This window comes from Sinanaerobacter chloroacetimidivorans (assembly GCF_018128545.1).
In the GTDB taxonomy this organism is placed as follows: Bacteria; Bacillota; Clostridia; order Peptostreptococcales; family Anaerovoracaceae; genus Sinanaerobacter; species Sinanaerobacter chloroacetimidivorans.
The window spans coordinates 23,713-46,796 of record NZ_JAGSND010000008.1; the positions used below are offsets into that span (position 1 = coordinate 23,713).

A 23,084-nucleotide genomic window follows, 5' to 3' on the forward strand; every position below is an offset into this window, starting at 1 on the left:
GAGAATTATTATGAGTGATATAGCGCTTCAGATTGAACGTAGCAGTGCTGGATCAGTAACTGTTGGTTCAAATGTTATATTTGAAACATCAGTATTTTCAGCCGGAAATATCAGCTACGATAATGTAACTGGAATAATTACTTTCAACGAAGCAGGAAGATATGTTATTAACTGGTGGGTTGCTACACTGTCATCCTTTTCTACTATCGGTGCCGTTTTTGCGTTATCCTCTTCTCAGGGAGATTTTCTTGAAGGGAATTCCCCGATAAAAACGGGTGAAGTCACTGGGATTGGAATTATTGATGTTGCGGCAGCTCCAGTCACGGTATCATTAATCAATGCAAGCAATGATACTGTATTCTACGCTTCGACAGTTCCTTTAAAAGCGACACTAGTAATTGTCGAAGATGATGTACCGGAGATTGGACCGACAGGTCCGACAGGCCCTACAGGCCTAACAGGTGATACGGGACCGACAGGTCCGACGGGCCCAGCGGGAGACACTGGACCAACCGGGCCAACGGGGGACACAGGTCCTACAGGACCAACAGGAGATACCGGACCAACGGGTCCAACAGGAGATACCGGACCGACCGGCGATACAGGTCCTACCGGGCCAACAGGAGATACCGGGCCGACGGGTCCAACAGGAGATACCGGACCGACCGGCGACACAGGTCCTACCGGACCAACAGGTGATACCGGGCCAACGGGTCCAACAGGAGATACCGGACCGTCTGGCATAGCGATAACGGGAGAGGGCTTTTCAGCCTTTATTCCTGCACTTTCAACTGCCGCCGCCACACAACTAACCGGATGGACTGTTACCTCGCCTTACTTTGATAGTCCTACCTTTGATGAGGTAACTGGAAACTATACCGTTCCCGAAACGGGTGTGTACTCGATTCAGGCAACAGTCAATTATTCTACCACTGCAGCAATAACTGTTACCCTTGGAGCAGGAATAAATCCAGCTTTTGTGGTTAGAAGAACGGCTCCCGTTGTTACAGATTTGATCAGTGGGCTGTTTCCAATCTTAAATGTAAATGTAGCATTGGTATTAACTCTTAGAACAATACTTGGAAATGGTACCGTAACATTGACGGGAGAGGTTGAATTGACTGCAGGAGATGTCATCGGCCTCTTCTATGAAGCGGATACCTTAACGGTACCGCTTGACTTGGGGGGTACCGGAGCACCTGGTATCGTATGGTCAATGAATCGAATCAGCTAGATTTAATAAAGTAAATGAATGATAAGTCTAATGCCTTCTCCATCTTCAGCTTCAATTTCTTTAGGGAAGGCATTAAGCTTTTTTCAGATATCCCTTATAAAGTATAACGGCGGTAACAACAAATATGAAGATACATATTATATTATGATGCATGCTCTTAAGGCATAGCTAAAACAAAACAAGATGCAATACTAGGATGTACCAGTGAAAAAGCGGTTCTGTACCGCTCTCAAAAACGAGTTAGGAGAATTATTATGAGTGATATAGCGCTTCAAATTGAACGTATCAGTGCTGGATCAGTAGCTGTCGGTGCAAATGTAATATTTGAACAAACGGTTTTTTCAGCTGGAAATATCAGCTACAATAATGTAACTGGAGTAATTACTTTCAATGAAGCAGGAAGATATGTTATCAATTGGTGGGTTGCAACCCAATCATCATTTTCGACAAATGGAGCCGTATTTGCATTGTCCTCCTCTCAGGGGGATTTCCTGTTAGGCAATTCACCTGTTAAAACAAGTGAAGTAACAGGAATCGGGATCATTGATGTTGTTGCAGCCCCAGTCACGGTATCATTAGTTAACGCAAGTACCGCTACGGTATTTTATTCTCCAATTGTGCCATTGACTGCCACCCTTGTGGTGGTTGAGGATGATGTCCCAGAAATCGGACCAACAGGCCCAACGGGTCCGACGGGAGACACAGGCCCAACAGGAGATACCGGTCCTGCCGGCGATACCGGCCCGACAGGAGATACTGGTCCTACCGGAGATATAGGTCCAACAGGAGACACTGGTCCTACCGGAGATATAGGTCCAACAGGAGACACAGGCCCAACAGGAGATACTGGTCCTACTGGAGACACCGGTCCTACTGGAGATACTGGTCCTACTGGAGACACCGGTCCTACAGGAGATACTGGTCCTACTGGGGACACCGGTCCTACCGGAGATATAGGTCCAACAGGAGACACTGGTCCTACCGGAGACACGGGACCGACGGGTGACACGGGTCCAACCGGAGACACGGGTCCAACAGGAGATACTGGTCCTACTGGAGACACGGGTCCAACAGGAGATACCGGTCCTACTGGAGATACTGGCCCAACTGGAGATACTGGTCCTACTGGAGATACTGGTCCTACTGGGGACACCGGTCCGACAGGCGACACAGGCCCTACCGGTCCAACAGGAGATACCGGTCCTACCGGCCCAACAGGGGACACCGGTCCGACAGGCGACACAGGCCCTACCGGTCCAACAGGAGATACCGGTCCTACCGGTCCAACAGGAGATACCGGTCCTACCGGCCCAACAGGAGATACCGGCCCGACTGGCCCAACAGGAGATACCGGCCCTACCGGTCCTACCGGAGATACCGGCCCTACCGGTCCAACAGGAGATACCGGCCCTACCGGCCCAACAGGAGATACTGGCCCTACCGGTCCAACTGGAGATACCGGCCCGACTGGTCCTACCGGAGATACCGGTCCTACCGGCCCAACAGGAGATACCGGCCCGACTGGTCCTACCGGAGATACCGGACCGGCAGGAGCAGGGGTAACAACCTTCGGATATGTATACCATTTGTCCGATGGAGCAGGAAACGAAACGGTAGCCGGCGGTGGTGATGTGCTTTTCAGCGACAACGGTCCGCTGAGCGGGGTAACTCATACTGCCGGAGATGCAGCGATTACCGTTCCCAGTACTGCCGACTATCAAATTGACTATGGTATTAATATTACAGCAGGTGTGGGTTCTGCCATTGCTCTTGCTGTGGGAGATACCGTAGAGCCCTCCACGAATATTAACGTTTTGACAACAACCGGTGAAGTCTCTGGAACGGCAATTCTGTCTCTCACTGCAGGAGTCACCATCTCTTTAAGAAACAATTCCGCAACCCCATTTGTCATGGATTTAGATCCCGGAGTCGGAGCACAGATCAATTTAATTGAACTTGGTTAGTGAGCAATCTTTAAGCTAAGAATCATCTTTTACAGGCACAAGCCCGTTATCTCTAACAGGATAACGGGCGCTTTTATTTTGTATAGGAAAACCTCTGACTGGTGGATCAAAATTAGGAAGTATCAAGGTCTTCAGACAGTACATATATTGGTATGAGGGTAATTATAAACATGACAAAGGAGAATGTACTTGAATAAGTTTAAAATATGCGTTTATGCTATATGCAAAAATGAAGAACAATTTGTTGATCGATGGATGGATGCTGTAAGTGAAGCAGATATGGTGGTGGTTACCGACACAGGATCAACGGATTCTACTGTTAAGAAACTGCGCGACCGAGGCGCTGTCGTATATGAGGAAACCATAAAACCCTGGCGCTTTGATGAAGCAAGGAATCGGGCAATGGATCATATTCCCGAAGCTATGGATATTTGTGTTTCCAATGATTTGGATGAGGTATTTGAAGCAGGATGGAGAGAAAAATTGGAAACAGTTTGGACAACGCAATGTACCCGTGCCAGATACCTTTTTACCTGGAGTTATCATGAGGATGGTACGCCCAATAAACAATACCCAATGGAGAAAATTCACTGCCGAAATGGATTTCGCTGGGTGCACCCGGTTCATGAAGTGTTATCTTACAATGGAGAACTTCACGACCATACGGTTTGGGTTCCCGGTATGGTATTGAATCACTATCCTGATCTCTCAAAACCAAGAAGTCAGTATCTTCCTTTATTGGAATTGTCAGCTCAGGAAAATCCTGATGATGACAGGGGGATGTTTTGGCTGGGCAGAGAATATATGTATTATAATGAGCATGATAAAAGCATCTCAACACTGATGAAATACCTGGAAATGCCCACTGCGCTATGGAAAGAGGAACGATGTGCGGCTATGAGATTTATCTCAAAATGCTATGAAAAAAAAGGAAATCAAAAAGAGGCAAGAAGCTGGCTTTATAAGGCCATTGCAGAATGTCCCTCTATCAGAGAGCCCTATCTGAACATGGCCCAGCTGGGATATTTGGAAAACGACTGGCCTCTTGTCTTTCTCATGACCGGTGAAGCACTGAAAATCAATACAAAAACGGGCAGCTATCTGACAGATCCAAAGTCCTGGGATTATACCCTCTATGATCTTGCTGCCATTAGTCATTATCGTTTGGGGTTATATCAAAGATCCTATGAATTTGCTCAAAAAGCTTGTGAAATTGCGCCGAATGATGAGAGGTTGAAGAATAATCTTCATCTTATTAGCTTAAAGTTGAAGGAAAATATGGGGTGATGATTTGTCTGGATATAAAGTTTGTGTCTATGCCATTTGTAAAAATGAATTGGGCTTTGTAGATCGATGGATGGAATCTATGAGGGAGGCAGATCTCATTGTGGTTACGGATACCGGCTCCGATGATGGGACGGTGGAAAGACTTCGGGAAAAAGGAGCTGTCGTATATGTTGATGAAGTCAAACCATGGAGATTTGATAAAGCGAGAAATATTTCGCTGGATCATGTACCTCTTGACGTAGATATCTGTGTATGCACAGATCTGGATGAAGTATTCCAGCCGGGCTGGAGAAAATGCCTTGAAGATGCATGGCAGCCCAACACCAAAATGGCCAAATATTTATATAACTGGAGTTTGAAGGAAGACGGAACTCCTGATATCCAATTTAATTATTTTAAAGCACATGCCCGTAAAGGCTACGTATGGAGATATCCCGTACATGAGTGCCTTCGCTATGTAGGTGAAACTCCTGAAAAAATTGTATATGCTACAGGGATGGTTCTGAACCATTTTCCTGATGCGTCGAAATCCAGGGGGTCTTATCTGCCCCTGTTAGAGATGGGTGCGGAAGAGTATCCGGAAGATGACAGGGCTGTATATTATCTGGGACGGGAATATATGTACAAAGGGATGTGGCAAAAGTGTATCGATACTTTAAAAAAACATCTTAATTTAAAATCCTGCACATGGAAAGAAGAAAGGTGTGCGTCCATGAGATGGATTGCAAAATCTTACTTCTCCCTCTCCAATCATACGGAGGCACAATGCTGGTACTATAAAGCCATAGCGGAATGCCCGCATATGAGGGAGCCTTATATTGAATGTGCGAAGATGGCATATCAGCTAAAAAATTGGGAAATGGTATTTTTTATGACAGACCAGGCTCTGAATATAAAGGAAAAGTCCCTGGTGTATGTAAATATGGGGTATTGCTGGGATCATACACCGGATGATCTGGCATCCATCAGCAGCTACTACCTCGGCATGTATGAACGGTCCTTTCAGCACGCAAAGGCTGCATTGGCTTACCATCCGGAGGATAAACGTCTTCAGGGTAATTTATTATTAGTGGAAGCAAAGTGCAAGGCAAAGACAATTATATAGAAGCTATAGGAGTCATAAATAGAAAAGTCACTTATGAAGTTTTTCCCAGGTTTATAAAGAATAAATTTGGGACCTTTGTTCTAAAGTGGCTTTTTCATGTATAAATTAAGGGTATACAAATAAAGAAAAGCTGATATAATTCCTAATATCAGATTAAATTTTGAAACAAGCAGTCAGGAAGGTAGAGTAGGAAGGGTTAGATTGTGATGAAAGAGACTTTTTATCAATCTATAATGATAGAATCTCCGGCGGGATATGCCTATCATAAGATTCTGTGTGATGACAGCGGTCACCCCTATGATTATGAGTTTATCGAAATCAATCCGGCCTTTGAACTTCTTACCGGGTTACGGGATGTTCCAGGAAAAAGAATTTCCGAGCTGCTTCCAAACATAGGGGAGAAAGAAAGGAATTGGATAAAATCCTGCGGAGAAATCGCAATTTACGGAGGAAGTAAATTCTTTGAAGAATATTCACCTACCTTAAAACGCTGGTATAAGATTAAAGTTTACTCCCCGGAAAAATATTATTTTATTACATATTTTATTGATATAACAAAAGAAACCATAAAGGAAACCGAAGAATTATTAAGAAAAAGCGAGGAACAATACCGGCTTTTATTCGAGAATGCCGTTGAAACTATTTTAGTCGTACAGAATGAGCATGTAAAAATATGCAATCCTATGGCTGAAATCTTATCGGGATATCCGATGGATGAAATTTTAACGACTCCCTTCCTGCATTTTGTTCATCCTGAAGACAGGCAGCAGATCTTGTTCAACTATAGATTAAGGCTGAACGGAGAGCCTGTTCCTTCTATTAACACCTTTAAATTAATCAGAAAAGACGAGAGCGTCCGCTGGGTTGAGATGAACTCCATAAAAATAGATTGGGAAGGAGAAGTTGCATCCTTAAACTTTTTGGTGGATATTACGGATCGGAAAAGAGTGGAGGATGCTTTAAAAACCAGTGAAGAGAAGTATCGGTTATTGACGGAAAATGCTTCCGATGTTATCTGGGTTTTCAATGTCAGCACGGAAAAGTTCACTTATATCAGTCCCTCTGTTTACAGCTTAAGAGGTATTACCGCGGAAGAGGCAATGGGCGAAACACTGGAAAAGTCTATGACTCCGAATTCTTTGCTTGTGATACAGGAGGCCATTGCAAGAAACAAGGAAGGATTTATCAGAGACCCCGAAACACAGAAATACTCGATTCATGAAATCCAACAGCCTAGTAAAAAAGGCGGTGTGATCTGGGTTGAAGTTTCGATGAAATTCAGATATAATCCCGAAGGTGAAATTGAAGTGGTAGGGGTCAGCAGGAATATTGAAGAAAGAAAAAAATCGGAGAGGGAAGTTATCTATTTAAGCTATCATGATCAGCTGACGGGGCTTTATAACCGGAGATTTTATGAAGAGGAATTAAAGCGGCTGGATACGGAACGAAACCTACCGATGACGCTGGTTCTTGCAGATGTAAATGGATTGAAGCTGACCAATGATGCTTTTGGACATCTGGAGGGGGACAGACTACTTCAGGATTTTGCTGAAATATTAAAAAGCAATTCCAGAGCTGACGATATCATTGCCAGAATCGGAGGAGATGAATTTATTATTTTGCTTCCCCAGACAGATTCCGTACATGCCGAGAAAATTGTAAACCGCATTCAGGCATCCCTTTATTCCAAAAAGTCCGAGAAAGTTGTCTTGTCGGTGTCCTTTGGATGGGCCAGCAAAATGAAGCCGGAAGAAGATTTTAATAAGGTCTTTGTTCAGGCAGAAGATTTCATGTATCGAAAGAAACTTCTGGAAAGCTCAAGCATGAAAAGCAAGACGATCCAGTTAATTACGAAGAGCTTATATGAAAAGCATGCTGCAGAGCAGGGGCATTGTGAGAGAGTGAGCAAATTATGCAGAGATATGGGCATGGTATTGGGGCTTCATACTGATGCTGTGGATGAATTGAGTCTTCTGGGCTTATTCCACGATATCGGCAAGATCGGAATCAGCGAAAGAATTCTGAATAAGTCTGAAAAGCTTTCCAATCTGGAATGGGCTGAAATGAAGAGACATCCGGAGATCGGATATCAAATTTTAAGATCAACCAATGAATTTGTTCCCATTTCGGAATACGTCCTTTCTCATCATGAAAGATTAGACGGCAACGGTTACCCTCGAAAGCTGAAGGAAGGTCAAATTCCGCTGCAGACCAGAATTTTAACCATTGCGGAATCTTATGATACGATGACCAATACACATCCGTATAAACCCAAATTAAGTGACCGTGAGGCAATCAAAGAGCTGAGAGCCAATGTCAATAGGCAGTTCGACCCGGAAATAGCAAGAATTTTTGTAGAAAAGATCTTAAAACGAAAATGGCATACGATTTGATTGAGGGGAAGCGGGTACAGGCTCAGACTTTAAGCCGGTTTCTCCTCAGTAAGATGAAAGGCTCGTTTCTGGACCAGCTTTTCAATTTCCAGCCAATGCTTTACCCGTATCACGTTAAAGGGCAGGATGCCTTTGTTATAGCTGCAGTCAACAAGAAGCACATAAAAACCTGCTTCGGCCAATTGAATGGCGTTTTCATATCGATCCTCAATAAAAATGTCACAATTCAGTTCTTCGGCTTTAGCGACTTTATTATGAGTCCCAAGCAGTGAAATAGAATCCATTGGAACTTTGTAGCCGACAAACCACTCCAAACTGACCTCTTTCATTTTTTCTTCCCTGGCTGTTACAAAATGGATTTCGTGATGATCGAATAATCTGCTGATTACTTTTTGTGCACCATTTCTTATCTTTGCTTCTTTATGGAGCAGTTCACCATATTGCTGATAAAATTCGTCATACTCTTTTTCTTCAATCCCCAAAAGCGAATGGATTTCATAAAGGGTGACATCCTTTGGCTCAAGCTTGGCTTTAAAGTAATCATTTACGCGGGCCAGCCAGTAATAGGGTTCTGTTACGGTACCGTCAATGTCGATACACAAATTTAATTTTTTCATTTTTTTTCCTCCTTTTGATTTTTACAATTTCATTATAGCTTTGAAATATATTGATTGGATTAAGCTTATGTAAAACCTGTGTAAAAAGATTTCCTGACAGGTGCCTGTTGTGATTACAGAAATAGAACTTAACCTGGAATTTACAAGGAAGTAACCCATTCTTTACAAAGCTTGTATATACTGTAGCCAGAAAGAGTAGAAAAGATAGAAATCATGATAGAAATATAGGTGATCATTATGACAGATGGAAAAAAAGAAGCATTGGATTTCATTATTGAACAGAAGCAGATCAGAACTGTTTTTCAGCCTATTATCTCATTACGGGATGGAAGCGTTTTAGGACATGAGGCCCTGAGCCGAATCACCTGCGACTGTGAAATAAAAAATCCGGACATGCTGTTTGCAGCGGCATCGGAATATAACCGATTGTGGGATTTGGAACTGCTCTGCAGAACTACCGCGCTGGAAGCTGCCTATAAATTTATGATACCGCCTTATAGTAAAAAACTGTTCATCAATGTAAATCCTAACACGATGCATGATGAGAACTTTAAAAAAGGATTCACAAAGAGCTTTCTTCTTCAGTATGAAATAGTACCCAACAATGTTATTTTTGAAATAACGGAACGAAATGTCATTACCGATATGACCGGATTCAGAGCTACCATCAATCATTATAAAGGGCAGGATTACAAAATTGCCATCGATGATGCAGGTGCGGGCTATTCCGGTTTGAACCTGATCAGTGATGTGAATCCAAATTATATCAAGCTGGATCGAAAGTTGATTTCCAATATTGATAAAGACAGCTTGAAATTTGCTTTGGTAAAGGGCATGGTGGAGTTTTCCAAAGTATCAAACATATCTCTTATCGCGGAAGGTATCGAAACCTTTGAGGAGATGGAAACTCTTATCAATCTTGGAGTCCAGTTTGGGCAGGGATATTTTATTCAGGAGCCGGATGCAGAAATTCATGATCTTAGCCAGGATGTCCTCCAGACCCTATACAAAATCAATTTCAAGAAAAATCATACCACTCAGAGCTATATTTCCAATATCTACATATCCAATCTTTGTACCTATGCAGGTACCATATCTCCTAACGAAACGGTTCCCAACGTATACGAAGTTTTCAAACAAAATCCCAACTGCGCAGGTCTTTGTGTAGTGGATCACGATGTTCCGGTAGGAATCATAAACCAGGAAAAGCTTGCTCTAAAACTAAGCGGATATTATGGTTTTGCCCTGCATCAGAATAAACCCATTTCCCATCTGATGGATAAAAATTTTTTGTCAGTTGATTATAAAACGCCGGTAAGTATAGTATCTTCAGCTGCCATGGCAAGATCAAATGATAAATTGTATGATTTTATTGTTATAACGGAGAAGGATCATTACATGGGGGTTGTTACCATTAAAGACTTGCTGCAAAAAACTACGGAAATTGAAATCTCCGCAGCAAAACATCAGAATCCGCTATCCGGTTTGCCTGGTAATTTAATTATCGAACAAAAACTAAACCAATGCTTGAATTGTTCTTCGAAGTACAGTGTTGCCTATCTTGACATCGATAATTTTAAAGCTTATAATGACGTCTATGGTTTTGAAAAAGGGGACTTGATTATTAAGCTTTTGGCTGATATCTTAAGAAGTTCTTTGAACACAGAGCAGTTCGTGGGGCATGTAGGCGGAGATGACTTTGTTGTTGTCTTAAATGATCATGTTAATGAAGATTTTTTCAAGGATATGATTCTGAAGTTTGAAAATGAAGTCCTGAACTATTACAATCAGACAGACCGGGAAAATGGTTTTATATCAACGACGAACAGGAGGAATGAAATAGAACAGTTTCCATTAATTTCACTGACAATCGTAGTTGTCAGCAATCAAACGCAAATGTTCCGAAATGTCTTTGAATTAACGGAAATGTTGGCGGGACTGAAGAAAATTGCGAAAACGAAACACTATCCAACAGAGAAAAAAGAACAGAATAAACTATAAAGGAGAGATGATATTATGAAATTATGCTGGGTTACAATAACGGTAAATGATATGGAGGAATCTCTGAATTTTTATCAAAATATTATTGGGCTTCCATTCATTCAAAGCTTTCAGGCCGGGCCTGAAGTTCAGATTTCTTTCCTGGGAGATAAAGAGACGAAGATTGAACTTATTTGCAATGGTAAGAAACCTCAGATCGGACAAGATATATCCTTAGGCTTTGAGGTACCGTCCATTGATGAAAAAATACAATTTTTGAAAGAACAGCAGATTGCATTGCACAGCGGTCCTTTCCAGCCGAATCCTCATACAAAATTTTTCTTCATCTTAGATCCAAGCGGAGTTAAAATCCAGTTTGTTGAGACTATTTAACGGAAGAACTTTTCATTATATTGAAAAAAAATTGTACCCTTATGCGGTACAATTTTTTGTTTCAGAAATATCCTTGATCAGTTTAGTCTCTTTTAAAGCTTCCGCAATCAGTGTGCTCAACGGTATCCGCTTTTTGTGAATGCTTAACAACTTCAATTTTATCTAAAGTACAAAAATTTTCATCTTTAGAATGAAATTTACATTCAGATACAGAACATCCAATGCTTGAATTTTTTCTCATGTCTTAAATACTCCTTTCATAATATATATAGAATTATTGTTTCTCAAGAAAGGATTCTTATTAAAAATATTATCTGAATCTATTGTTTTGTTAAAAATTGAATTTATTTTCTTCCATAATATTTGTAACCCTCTCGTTGCTATTGAATAAAATATTCTGTAGACCTCTGTCTGCCATGGAAACTATTTTGTAACCCTCTGACTTCCATGGAATAAAATATTATAAATAGTGAAAAGAGGTAATATTATGTTCATTCATATTGTGAAGCCAGGGCAGACCCTTTGGCAGCTAGGCACCTATTATCAAGTGAATCCGGATGACATTGTTGAGATCAGCACCGTGCCGAACCCCTACCAGCTGACCATAGGTCAGTCTATTGTAATCCCTTCAAATCCGGCAGTACATATTGTTTTGGAAGGCGAAGCCCTTTATATGATCGCCCAGCGGTATGGGGTGACCTTACAGGCCCTTTTGGAAGCAAATGATATGACTGCAGGGCAGGCCATTTATCCGGGAACAATGCTGAATATTCCTCCAAAAGAGAGACCGGAGATCAGGGTAAACGCGTATATTTATAGATTGGGGCGACTTGCTGCTTCTATTGTAGACAGAGTTGGACGGTATCTTACCTATTTAACTCCCTTTGCTTATGTCATGCAGGATAATGGGGATCTCACCCCGATAGACGACGAAGCAGCAATTGAAGCGGCAATCAACAATGACATCGTCCCTATGATGTGCATCACCAATTTCACATCGGAAACCTTCGGCAGAAGCAATTCGGCCAATGTCGTAATGAATGATCCGCAGCTGACGGAGAATCTGGTTAACAATGTATTGACCATCATGAGAGAAAAAGGATATCAAGGTCTGAATGTAGACTTTGAAGCCGTTTTGCCCGAGGATCGGGAAGCCTTTAATCGGTTTTGCCAGATCCTTGCAGACCGTCTCCATGCGGAAGGATACTTCATATCCAGTGCCCTTGCTCCGAAAACCTATGCGGGGCAGCCGGGGCTTTTATACGAAGCTCATGATTATGAAGCACAGGGCAGAATTATGGACTTTGTCATCCTCATGACCTATGAATGGGGTTATCGTTTGGGCCCCCCAAGGGCCATTTCTCCCATTGACCAGATTAGACTGGTTTTGGATTATGCTGTTACCGTCATTCCGAGAGAGAAAATCTTCTTGGGATTCGAGATTTATGCGCGGGATTGGATGCTGCCCCATGTAGAGGGTCAGGCAGCGGAAACCTTCAGTGCGGAAGAGGCGATCCTGAGAGCAGTCCGGTTTGGAGCGAATATCCAGTTTGATGAAACATCACAATCTCCATTCTATTATTATCAGGACGATCAGGCAAGGTGGCATGAGGTTTGGTTTGAAGATGCCAGAAGTGCACAGGCTAAATTTGCCGTCGTAAAAGAATACGGACTTGGCGGTATCAGTTACTGGGCACTTGGTTATAATTTCCCGGAAAACTGGGCGTTGCTCGCAGATAATTTTACCATCGTAAAACTGGAAGGATCATCTTAACCCGGATTCCTTCGTCCAATATCAATACCCAAAGTATTGATATGATACTATATTGCATCAAAGAAAAACCCGGTTTATTTGGGTTTTTCTTTGATTTATTAAGAAGTCGTGATATGATACTAAATAAATAACATAAGGAGCAACGTATGCAGCATGAACTTTTTAAACATCTTTATTGAAATCGGTACATTATTTGTTGTGATGCTGATCGGCTGGATTTGCGGCCGCAGCAATGTGATAACGGCTAACGGAGAGGATGTCATTTCATCTATAGCAATTAAAATTGCTTTTCCTGCTCTCATCGTCACTTCTATGATGCAAACCTTTACTATGGAACTGTTTCGAAACAGCATAGCCTTGATCATACTATCCGGTATCATTTACGGGTTGATTATTCTTGCTCTGGAGATATGGCGGAAGCTTTCTAAAAAATCTAACAGTGAATTGGGAACTCTGCAGTTAATGATTATTTTCGGAAACGCCGCTTTTATGGGATTTCCGGTAGTGAACGCCGTCTATGGCAGCATTGGAGTTTTTTATGCCGCCTCCTTTAACATGTTTTATAATTTACTGGTATTTTCCTATGGTGTGATCTTATTAAAAAGGGGAAACAAATTCTCAGTCTGGAAAACTTTGATGAACCCTGGATTTCTTGCCACAATACTGGGATTCATTCTTTTCCTTTTTAATGTAGAACCTCCTTATATTATCTTGCAGCCGTTGAAAATGATCGGAAATATTACCATTCCTCTGGCTCTTCTTCTTGTAGGGAGCTCTTTGAGCAGAACGAAGCTCACTGATCTCATAAGGCCAAGGGACATCTGGATGACATCCTTTGCAAGGCTGCTGCTTTTCCCGGCAGTACTGCTGTTTTCGTTGCCTCTGATGGGACTCAATCAATATCAGGTGGCGATACCGGTGATCATTATGGCAACCCCTGTCGCACTGACTGCCGGAGCCTTCGCAGGCGTTTACGGCGGAGATTCGGTTTTGGCTAACAAAGGGGTGATTCTATCCAATTTATTGTCTATCCTTACGGTTCCCATGGTAATCTGGGTTTTGCTGAAAGTAATTTCGTAGTTCCTTTATCGGGACAGGCCATTTGGTTTCTTTTTATTGGATTGTATGCATGCTTTTTTTTGAGGTATGGAATAATTAGCAATTGACAAACAAGAGCCTTCGTTATACATTTGAATATATCATGAGTAGGGAGTTCTGACGCATTTTGGGGACTCCCTTTTCCAATACGTAAAAGAATAAATAGGGGATACTGAACGGCAGGTGACGTAGTAAGCCCTAAATAAGTTGTCTGAGCTTTGATTAACACATGGGTAAGAAATCTGCGATTGAGGAGATTGCAATGAAAAAAACAAAACAAGAAGATTTACTCCTTTACATATCACGCCTGGAGACATTAATTAATAATTTGCCCTTTGATACCTGGTACAAGGACATAGACGGCAATTATCTTGTCGTTAATCAAAATTTTGAGATCTACACAGGGAAGCCGAAAGAAGAGATTATCGGCAAGAATGATTACGATCTCTATCCCAAAGAGGAGGCAGATATCTATGTTGCCAGTGATTTTGCTTCAATTGCAGGAAGAGCGCTGGGCTATTATGAATCGGAATATCCAAAGGGGAAGTATAAAGAAGAATGTAAAAAACCGGTATTTGACAATGATGGTAACATTATCGGAGTCACCGGTTTTTCTAGAGATATAACAAAATTTAAAAAAACCCATGATGCCCTGGTAGAGAGTGAACGAACCAAAGCCGTTCTCCTCTCCAACCTGCCCGGTGTGGCCTATCGCTGCTACAACGACGAAGATTGGACCATGACTTTTCTTTCGGAAGGGTGTTTTGAACTGACCGGCTATACGGTCCCCGAGCTGTTAAATAAGAATCCGTCTTATTATGATCTGATTGAACCGGAGTATCGAAGTCGATTATTTGATAAATGGAAATCTGATATTGAACAGGATCTGGTATCTACAGACGAATATCCGATCATAACGGCCACAGGAGAAAGGAAATGGGTTTGGGAACAGTCTCAAGGGGTTCCGGATGCCGACGGAGTACTGGTTGCCAGCGAAGGTTTCATCACCGATGTCACAGAGAGAAAATTAGCCGAAAAGGCTTTGCAGCAGAGTGAGGAACGGTTTCGGACCATTTTCGAGCAAGCGCCTCTTGGAATCGCAATTTTTGATTCCAATAACGGGGTTGCCTACCAGTTAAATAACCGTTTTGCAGAGATCCTGGGGAGATCGAAGGAAGAAATTCTGAATATGGATTGGATTTCCTATTCCCATCCCGATGACATCGAGGAAAATCTTTATCGCCTGGAATTGCTAAAAGAAGGGCAGATCGAAAGTTTCGCCATGAATAAGCGTTATATGAAAGCGGATGGCTCCATTGTATGGGTGAATATGACGATTGCTCCTTTTCAGCCGGAAGGAACTGTTTATTCCAGGCATTTATGCATGATAGAAGATATTACTTCGAGAAAAAAGGCGGAAGAGGAAATTCTATATCTCAGCTATTATGATCAGCTTACCGGCTTATATAATCGCAGATTTTATGAAGAGGAGCTAAAAAGGCTTGATAAGGAACGAAATTTGCCGATTACGTTGATTATGGCGGATGTAAACGGGCTGAAGCTGACCAATGATGCCTTCGGCCACCTTGCAGGAGACAAACTTCTGAAAAGGGTAGCCGAAATTATTAAGAGAGAATGCCGGTCTGATGATATCATCGCCAGAATCGGCGGTGACGAGTTTGTGCTTCTGCTTCCAAAGACAGATTCCTGGGAAGCGGAACTGATCATACAGCGTATTAACCATGCTGTTGCAAATGAAAAAATGAATCATGGAATCTGCTCCGTATCCTTTGGATGGGAGACAAAAAAAGAAGCTCATGAAGACATCAGGAAGGTCTATATGCATGCTGAGGACCGCATGTACCGACATAAGCTGTCGGAAAGCACCAGCATGAGAAATGAGACCATTAAAGTGATCACAAAGACGCTCTATCAGAAGAATGAAAGAGAACAGCTGCATTGTGAACGTGTAGGTGAGATTTGCAAGGCCATCGGCCAGGCGATGGGGATGAGCAAGGATAGCGTCAATGAATTGAAAACAGCAGGATTGCTTCATGATATCGGTAAGATTGGAATTGATGAAAAGCTTCTGAACAAACACGGGAAATTAACTGATGCCGAATGGATTGACATGAAACGGCATCCGGAGATCGGATATCATATTTTAAGGTCGGTAAATGAATTTGCACCCATAGCCGAGTATGTGCTGTATCATCACGAGAGGATGGACGGGAAGGGATATCCGAGAAAGCTGACGGGCGACAGTATTCCGCTGCAATCGAAAATTATCAGCATTGCCGATGCGTTCGACGCTATGACAAGCTATCGAACCTACAGGAATGATTTGAGCGAGAAAGAGGCCTTGAATGAAATCCGGAAGCATGCCGGATCTCAGTTTGACATTGAAATAGCAAAAATCTTTGTAGAAAAAGTATTGGGTAAGGAATTTTAAAATGAGAATAACATAAATTCCTAATACACGATCGTAATAAAACAACCTCCTGATCTCAGTTTGCTGCTGCATTCTTAAAATCAGGAGGCTGTTTTTTAGTCAAAGACGATGGGAATACCTGTAACGGTTAATTTTTTTATAAACAAAGTTTTTTCGATGGAAATCATTACCATCTCTTCTGCAGCAGTTAATGCCATTTTGCTGATAAAAATCCGTAACCCATTCTGACTTATTTTTTCATATTCTCTGCCAAATTGTTCCTTTGGCTTTGCAGGTCTTATGTAGGGAGTATAAAACTTTTTTGTTTTTCCACAGCCGCAGCCTGCGCTCGTTTTATCCGGAAGCATTTCAATGACCAGACTGTCGGAACCTGCTTTCTCCAGATATTCTTTTACATTGGAATCTACGTTTATCATTTTCTTAAGCAGTGGCTTCTACATCTTCTTCAACAGCCTTGGATGTTTTTTCAGAAGGCTTCTCATAGATGTAGTCTTCATACTGCTTTTTGTTGCCTAACTGGATCAGTAAGCAAAGGATGATACCTACTGCAAGGCCCCAGGCAGCACCGCGGGTGGCGAGCACCGCACCCATGACACCGGCAATTCCAAGGTCATTAAAGGTCTTCGCCTTCATAACGCCAACACGTACGGATACATATCCCTGAATCAGCATGGTGGAAGCCAGGGCAACACCCAGGATCGGTTTCACCAGTGTTACGATAGGAAGAATAAAGTAACCGGTCAAAGTCCCGAATCGGAAGGAACCGGCACCGGAGCTGATGGATTCCATAGCTTTCGGACCGTGCTTGTAGCGTTCGCAGACAACTACCTGCATCGCAGCCCAAAGAGGACCGCACATGGTGATATCCGGACCGAGTACTGACATGATGGTATTACGCAGCCCAAAGATGATATGGGATCTGTTTGGATTGTAATCGATTTTTTCATCCGGTCTGTATCTTCCCGCATCTTCCAGCAGAGCCTGAGATTGTATCATATCGCCGAAGAGGATAATGTAGGATGAGAAAACCATTGGCAGTCCGCTGATGAACATGCTGAGCGGAGGGAAGCCTACCCCAAAGAAAGTCCATTCTCGGAATAAGGTTCCGAAAGCAGGAACTGAAATTCCCCATTCAATGGTAGGCCAGGGCACTTCGCCAACCAGAGGACCAACGATAACGGCAAGAACCATAACGGGAAGGATTCCCAAGTTGGACAGTGTCTTTGTCAATATGTTTCTTTGTGCGATACTTTTAAAATGATTGGAAAATAAGAGGTAGAATCCGATACCGATACAAATGGAGATGGTTAACGGGAAAGTATCAAAACGCTGACCCTCTTTAAAAATAACCATAACAGCGGCAAAACCGGAACCTAGAATCAATCCGGCCTGCATTGCGTTGGGTACCAGAGCGATAATTTTCTTTCCGAGACCGGTGATTCCTAAGAGAATTGCAAGAATTCCCAGTGTCAGTTCGAAGGCAATGAGAGCCTGAACTCTTTCCGCTCCCATCTCAAAATTACTTACATAGAGCATAAGCAGAGGAATAGCGGGCGTAACCCAGCCAGGTACCACCGGATCCCCTAAAAATACATGCAAACAATATAATACTCCATTGAGCGCTACAACTGCCAGTGCTACCTCGAAAGGCATGCCCAGATATTCCTGAAGCATGGGAATGGCGCTGAGACAAACTGCGCACATCAGAAGACCCTGGAAATAGTCCGCTAACTCGAAACGATAGTGGACAAAAGGTACTCTGATCTTAAAAGGTCCTGCGGGGATATGCGGCTGTTCCTGACCATATTCTCTCTTGATTGACATAAAATAATCTCCTCCTTTAAAATTACTTATAATTGCGTGAGTTTCACACAAGTAGATATCAGCAAGAACAATGCCAAAGTAAAATTTACTGAAATTTCAAAGGTTTTTGTCTATTGTTTCTCGGTGAGTGCATAATCGCACATAAAAAAAGAACAGTTTCATTACAACTGTTCAAAATCGCTCTTATATATTATAATGGTTCTAACTGTTAATAATAGATAAAAATACTGTTTTGGGAACAAATGAGAAGGGATTATGATATGAAAGAGGAATTTTTGATTTTGGGACTTCCTTTAGACACCTGGATTATCGTTGGCGGCTTATATATCATTGCTACGTTTCTTCCGACCTTTGTCGCATTCGTTTTAAACAGAAGGAGGAAGGGAAAAAATGAGTAGGGTTATTATCTATATGCTTTACTTCACCGTTTATACCATCGTGCTTTTGTTCTGGGGGAAAAGCGGCTTTAAAAAGACCAACAACATTAAAGATTTCTGTGTTGCAAGCAACAGCCTGGGTCTGTTTATCAGTGTATCCACCTTCTCCGTCACCCTTTTCAGTGCGGTATCCATGCAGAGCGTAACCGGATCAGTCTATCAATTCGGCTATTCTACCATCCTGTATTCCGTCATTGGCTGGCTGCTGGGAGCCTCCTGCCTGATCTTTATAGCAAATAAAATAAAGGAATTCGACATCGTAACGGTATCCGATTACTTTAGAATTCGATATAAAAGCAGAAACTATCAGGCTTTTACCGGAGCTATAACGGTAATCTGCTATATTCTTTATATTATCATTCAGATCAAAGGCTTTGGGATTGTGGTCTCGGAGCTGTTGGATATCAATTATAATATTGCTGTTGCTTTAATTTACCTGTTCATTGTCTATACCGGCTTTGGCGGTTTGTTTTCTGTTGCGAAGACGGATGCCTTAAATTTTATGCTGGTGTCTTTGGGAATTATGCTGGTTGCAGCAACTGTTCTCCTGGATCTGGGGGGCATTACTGCGATCCACAGTCAAGCGGCGAAAATTTCTGACGGCGCTTTGCTTGATGCCACAACCAACGGCTTTTTCAGCCCGTTGATGATCATTACCACCAGTCTGGCCTGGGGCTTGGGAACTGCGGCAAATCCCCAGTATATTATCCGAATTACATCGGCCAAGGACAAGTCTACAGGAATCAAAATGATCTGCATATCAACCTTTATTTTGAGCCTGCTATATCTCGGATTAATGATCATCGGCCTGGGTTTTCGGGTTATGGTCCCTGCAGCGGATGCCATTCATTCTGTGGATGAAGCCCTTGCTTATATCGTGAACGCAAAAATTTACTCTTACATCAGCGGAGTCATGTTCATCAGCATCATTGCAGCTGCCATATCCACTGCCAATTCCCAGCTTTTGCTGTTATCCAGCAGTTTTACTTACGATATTTATTTAAATTTGTTTCATAAAACGATTTCAAATGAGAAATTTTTAAATTTGAATCGTATTATCATTTTTATTGCCGGGACCACCTCGCTGCTTCTTTCCATGCAGCCAATGGAAACCCTGCTGATCTACGGAAGCTATATCTGGAGTATTGTGGCCGTGACCTTTATGTGCCCTCTTTACGGAGGCCTGTATTGGAAAAAGGCCACAAAAGAGGGCGCTTTATTTTCTTCCGTCGGAGGTATGATCACCGTTGCGGTTGTGTATCTCATAACCCATTTTGATGTCGTAAAAACAGAACTTCACCCTGTATTGCCAAGTATTCTCATTTCCTTTATCATATTTTATATCGTGAGCAGAATGACATATAAAGAGGAAGCGGCATCATGAGATTTAAATTAAGGTTGGATATTGAAAATAAAATATTGATTCCCTTTATGATTCTTACGATCCTGCCTATAACCATACTGGGTATCGTATCCTATTGGAACGGGTATCAGCTGTTATTCAATGACAGGGTGAAAACACAGGAAATGCTGCTGAATGAATCGCTGCAATATATTGAAATGCTGGATCAGGAAGTCCAAGAGGATCGAATTTCTCTGGAAGAAGGGAAAAAAAGAGCAGAGACGTATTTTTCCGGTACAAAACGCAATAACATGGCTATTTTTGATTCTCAGGGATATATTATCGGAAATTCTTCGTTTTTTACCGATGAACTGAAAGCGAAGGTGGAAAACAGTGACAGAAAAATCCTCGACAGGAAAAAGATGAGATATATCTTTGCCGACTATCCCCGCTGGGGATGGACCGTTATCTTCGGCATTGAGAAATCCTTTTTTCTGGAAGAATTGATCGAAATACAAAAATATACCTTGCTGCTTACCATTATTTTTCTGGTGCTTTCCATGCAGTCGATTATTTTCATCGCACACCATATTTCGAAACCCATCAAGTATTTTGCCGAAGTATGCAAAAGGATAGAAAAGGGCAATTTAAAGGAAAAGGTGAATATTCAACGGCGAGATGAAATCGGTGTGCTTTCGAAGTCCTTTGACAATATGCTCGACCAGATCAACAGCAGTACGGAAAAACTCATAGAAATGACAAAGTTCAATGAGGATATCTTAAAGAATATCGACATCGGTATTATGACCACGGATAACGGAGGAAGGCTGTTATCCATCAATAAGTCGGGGAGAGAAATCTTAAAAAAGTACAGTGATGTCAGTATCCTTGATGAACTGATCCAGCAGACGCTTAAAACAATTCAGCATAAAAGGAAAATCAATAAGGTCATGTCGATCAGTACCGCTATGGGAAAAAGCATTTATATTGATGTCAGCACATCTCTTTTAAAAAAGGAAGACGGAAACACCTACGGCGCTATCTGCAGCTTCAACGACATTACGGCAAGAAAGGTATTGGAAAACAATCTGGTTCGGGTAGACCGACTGGCATCGGTAGGGCAATTTGCTGCCGGACTGGCACATGAGATCAGGAATCCTCTTACCGGATTAAAAACGGGTATTCAGGTGATCAAGAACAGAGAGATTCATCAGAACGATCAATCCAATGTGGAGCTTCTGGATGGACTTACCTACGAAATTGACCGTATTAACAATCTGGTTTCGGACTTGCTTGACTTCTCCAAGCCAAAGCTAACGGTTCGGGAAAAAGTAAAGGTGAAAGAACTGATTAAAAAATCTTTGGATCTCTCAAAGGACGGCATCAAAACAAAGAATATTGCCGTAGCGCTGGAGATTGACGATGCCACACTCTATGCCTACGTAGACAAAAGTCAAACGGAGCAGATATTTTTGAACATTATCAATAATGCCATTGAAGCAATGGAGCCGGGAGGACATCTGAAAATCAAGGTAAAGTCCGTTATCCTGGAAAAAATCCCTTATATTCAGATTAATTTTAAAGATAACGGCAGCGGAATTGAGGATGCCATTCTGGACAAGATCTTTGATCCGTTTTTTACCACAAAGGCAAAAGGTACAGGCCTGGGACTGGTAGTGGTAGTGGTATCGAAACTGGTAGAGGAGAACAACGGAAAGATAGAAATTGAAAGCAAGCTTTCTGTCGGAACAAAAATAAAGGTATATTTGCCGGAATACTGGGGGTTTGAAAATGAAGATAAAAGTATTGATCATTGATGACGAGCTGATGATATGTAAATCTTTGGAAGCAGGTCTTTCGGATATGGGTTATGATGTGACAACGGCTCAGAACAGTCAGAGTGCATTGAAAGCCGTTACTTCCTGTAAACCACAGATCGTCCTTACCGACATGAGGCTGGGCACCGAAAATGGCATTGATTTAATTGACGATATCAAAAAAATCGACGCTGATATCGAGGTTATCGTCATGACTGCCTACAGTGATATCGCCAGTGCCGTTCTTGCTATTAAAAAAGGTGCTTTTGATTATATCAATAAACCTTTTGAATTGGAAGAAATCAAATTAATATTGGAACGGGCCTATCAAAATTATAAAATGAAAAACAAGCTGTTGATTTTAGAAAAACAAAATCAATTTTTCATCGAAAATATGATCGGACAAAGTGATAAAATGAAAGATGTTTTTAATAAGATTAACATTTTATCCGAAAATGACAATGTAACCGTATTGATTCGAGGCGAGACGGGTACGGGGAAAGAGCTGGTAGCTGACGCTATTCACAATAAAAGTATCCGAAAGGATTCCCCGATACTGAAAATAAATTGCAGCACCATTCCGGCCCAATTGGTGGAGAGCGAGCTTTTCGGCTTTGAAAGAAATGCTTTTACCGGTGCAGACTCCAGAAAGAAAGGACTGCTTGAAATCGCCAACGGCGGAACGGTATTTCTGGATGAACTGGGAGAAATTCCGTTGGAAATGCAGGCAAAGCTGCTGCGGTTTTTAGAGGAAAGAAAGTTCCGGAGAATCGGAGGTCTGGAAGATATCGAAGTTGATATCAGGATCATTGCAGCCACCAATAAAAATTTGGAACAGGCGGTAAAGGAGAAGACGTTCCGTGAAGATCTCTATTACAGGCTGAACGTCATTCCTGTTGAGGTTCCTCCTCTGCGGGAAAGGGGAAAGGACATTCTGCTCATTGCCGATTATTTTCTTGAGAAGTTCAATCGTTCCTTTAAGAAGTCCATTCAGGGATTCGATATGGATGCGAAGACCAAATTGATGTCTTATTCCTGGCCGGGAAATATCAGAGAATTGAAAAACATGATAGAAAGAATCGTGATCCTGCATAACGACGCCTGGATATCGGTTCAAAATCTGCCTGTCGAAATTCAAAACTTTAAAGGGGATCAGAGAAACACGGAAAGCATACAGGAATCCCATCATATTGAGGACGAACATTTTTCTCTGGATGAAAAAATGGATGGGATCGAAAAGGAATATTTGCTGGAAGCTCTTGAAAAATCTGGGTGGAATCAGACGAGGGCCGCAGCGATGCTGGGGATCAGCAGATTTTCGCTGAAAAGAAAAATGGAGAAATTTTTATTATCATAATGAAAAAGCC

General features: G+C 42.1%; 18 protein-coding genes. 14 read left to right on the forward strand and 4 right to left on the reverse strand.

What is annotated here, in order from left to right; translation table 11 throughout:
- Positions 1–10 precede the first annotated feature (10 nt).
- The 5 genes from KCX82_RS12505 to KCX82_RS12525 all read left to right on the forward strand — a co-directional run bounded on the left by KCX82_RS12505 (position 11) and on the right by KCX82_RS12525 (position 7,983).
- A complete protein-coding gene (locus tag KCX82_RS12505; protein WP_227018818.1) occupies positions 11–1,234 on the forward strand; it encodes a collagen-like protein in 1,224 nt (407 codons plus the stop codon).
- A 254-nt stretch (positions 1,235–1,488) separates the two neighbouring features.
- Positions 1,489–3,198 carry a BclA C-terminal domain-containing protein gene (locus KCX82_RS12510; protein ID WP_227018819.1) on the forward strand — a complete coding sequence of 570 codons (1,710 nt, stop codon included), beginning with the start codon at positions 1,489–1,491 and terminating at the stop codon, positions 3,196–3,198.
- Positions 3,199–3,387: 189 nt separating this feature from the next.
- The gene (locus KCX82_RS12515) at positions 3,388–4,485 is read left to right on the forward strand and encodes a tetratricopeptide repeat-containing glycosyltransferase (RefSeq protein ID WP_227018820.1); all 1,098 of its coding nucleotides are present in this window, start codon (positions 3,388–3,390) and stop codon (positions 4,483–4,485) included.
- Between the two features lie 4 nt (positions 4,486–4,489).
- Positions 4,490–5,590, forward strand: coding sequence for a tetratricopeptide repeat-containing glycosyltransferase (locus KCX82_RS12520; protein WP_227018821.1), 1,101 nt, complete (start codon positions 4,490–4,492; stop codon positions 5,588–5,590).
- A gap of 206 nt (positions 5,591–5,796) precedes the next feature.
- Entirely contained in the window at positions 5,797–7,983 is a 2,187-nt protein-coding gene (locus KCX82_RS12525) for a PAS domain S-box protein (protein ID WP_227018822.1), read from the forward strand.
- 29 nt (positions 7,984–8,012) lie between these two features.
- Here the strand turns inward: KCX82_RS12525 and KCX82_RS12530 are convergent, their stop codons facing one another.
- Entirely contained in the window at positions 8,013–8,600 is a 588-nt protein-coding gene (locus KCX82_RS12530; RefSeq protein WP_227018823.1) for a 5' nucleotidase, NT5C type, read from the reverse strand.
- Between the two features lie 237 nt (positions 8,601–8,837).
- Between KCX82_RS12530 and KCX82_RS12535 the strand changes: the two genes are divergently transcribed.
- Positions 8,838–10,601 (forward strand): GGDEF domain-containing protein, encoded by a 1,764-nt coding sequence (locus KCX82_RS12535; protein ID WP_227018824.1) that lies wholly within the window; start codon positions 8,838–8,840, stop codon positions 10,599–10,601.
- 15 nt (positions 10,602–10,616) lie between these two features.
- Positions 10,617–10,973, forward strand: a complete 357-nt coding sequence (locus KCX82_RS12540; protein ID WP_227018825.1) for a VOC family protein — start codon at positions 10,617–10,619, stop codon at positions 10,971–10,973.
- 82 nt (positions 10,974–11,055) lie between these two features.
- Here KCX82_RS12540 and KCX82_RS12545 read toward each other — a convergent pair whose 3' ends face one another.
- Positions 11,056–11,214, reverse strand: coding sequence for a DUF1540 domain-containing protein (locus tag KCX82_RS12545; RefSeq protein ID WP_227018826.1), 159 nt, complete (start codon positions 11,212–11,214; stop codon positions 11,056–11,058).
- A gap of 246 nt (positions 11,215–11,460) precedes the next feature.
- On the opposite strand from KCX82_RS12545, the gene KCX82_RS12550 reads away from it, so the two are divergent.
- The 3 genes from KCX82_RS12550 (at position 11,461) to KCX82_RS12560 (ending at position 16,297) form a co-directional block, all read left to right on the forward strand.
- Positions 11,461–12,747 (forward strand): glycosyl hydrolase family 18 protein, encoded by a 1,287-nt coding sequence (locus tag KCX82_RS12550; protein WP_227018827.1) that lies wholly within the window; start codon positions 11,461–11,463, stop codon positions 12,745–12,747.
- 153 nt (positions 12,748–12,900) lie between these two features.
- Positions 12,901–13,827 carry an AEC family transporter gene (locus tag KCX82_RS12555; RefSeq protein ID WP_227018828.1) on the forward strand — a complete coding sequence of 309 codons (927 nt, stop codon included), beginning with the start codon at positions 12,901–12,903 and terminating at the stop codon, positions 13,825–13,827.
- Positions 13,828–14,107: 280 nt separating this feature from the next.
- The gene (locus KCX82_RS12560; RefSeq protein WP_227018829.1) at positions 14,108–16,297 is read left to right on the forward strand and encodes a PAS domain S-box protein; all 2,190 of its coding nucleotides are present in this window, start codon (positions 14,108–14,110) and stop codon (positions 16,295–16,297) included.
- 95 nt (positions 16,298–16,392) lie between these two features.
- Here KCX82_RS12560 and KCX82_RS12565 read toward each other — a convergent pair whose 3' ends face one another.
- Complete coding sequence (locus tag KCX82_RS12565) at positions 16,393–16,713, reverse strand: hypothetical protein (RefSeq protein WP_227018830.1); 321 nt, start codon at positions 16,711–16,713, stop codon at positions 16,393–16,395.
- 4 nt (positions 16,714–16,717) lie between these two features.
- On the reverse strand, positions 16,718–18,121 hold the full coding sequence (locus KCX82_RS12570; protein WP_227018831.1) for a hypothetical protein: 1,404 nt from the start codon (positions 18,119–18,121) through the stop codon (positions 16,718–16,720).
- Positions 18,122–18,381: 260 nt separating this feature from the next.
- Here KCX82_RS12570 and KCX82_RS12575 point away from each other — a divergent pair, with 260 nt between their 5' ends.
- The 4 genes from KCX82_RS12575 to KCX82_RS12590 are packed head-to-tail and all read left to right on the forward strand — an operon-like array spanning position 18,382 to position 23,074.
- Entirely contained in the window at positions 18,382–18,519 is a 138-nt protein-coding gene (locus tag KCX82_RS12575; RefSeq protein WP_227018832.1) for a hypothetical protein, read from the forward strand.
- The gene (locus KCX82_RS12580) at positions 18,512–19,942 is read left to right on the forward strand and encodes a sodium:solute symporter family protein (protein WP_227018833.1); all 1,431 of its coding nucleotides are present in this window, start codon (positions 18,512–18,514) and stop codon (positions 19,940–19,942) included. The genes KCX82_RS12575 and KCX82_RS12580 overlap by 8 nt, the downstream gene beginning before the upstream one ends.
- Positions 19,939–21,717 (forward strand): sensor histidine kinase, encoded by a 1,779-nt coding sequence (locus KCX82_RS12585; RefSeq protein ID WP_227018834.1) that lies wholly within the window; start codon positions 19,939–19,941, stop codon positions 21,715–21,717. Before KCX82_RS12580 ends, KCX82_RS12585 begins: the two co-directional genes overlap by 4 nt.
- On the forward strand, positions 21,692–23,074 hold the full coding sequence (locus KCX82_RS12590) for a sigma-54-dependent transcriptional regulator (RefSeq protein ID WP_227018835.1): 1,383 nt from the start codon (positions 21,692–21,694) through the stop codon (positions 23,072–23,074). Before KCX82_RS12585 ends, KCX82_RS12590 begins: the two co-directional genes overlap by 26 nt.
- Positions 23,075–23,084: the final 10 nt, after the last annotated feature.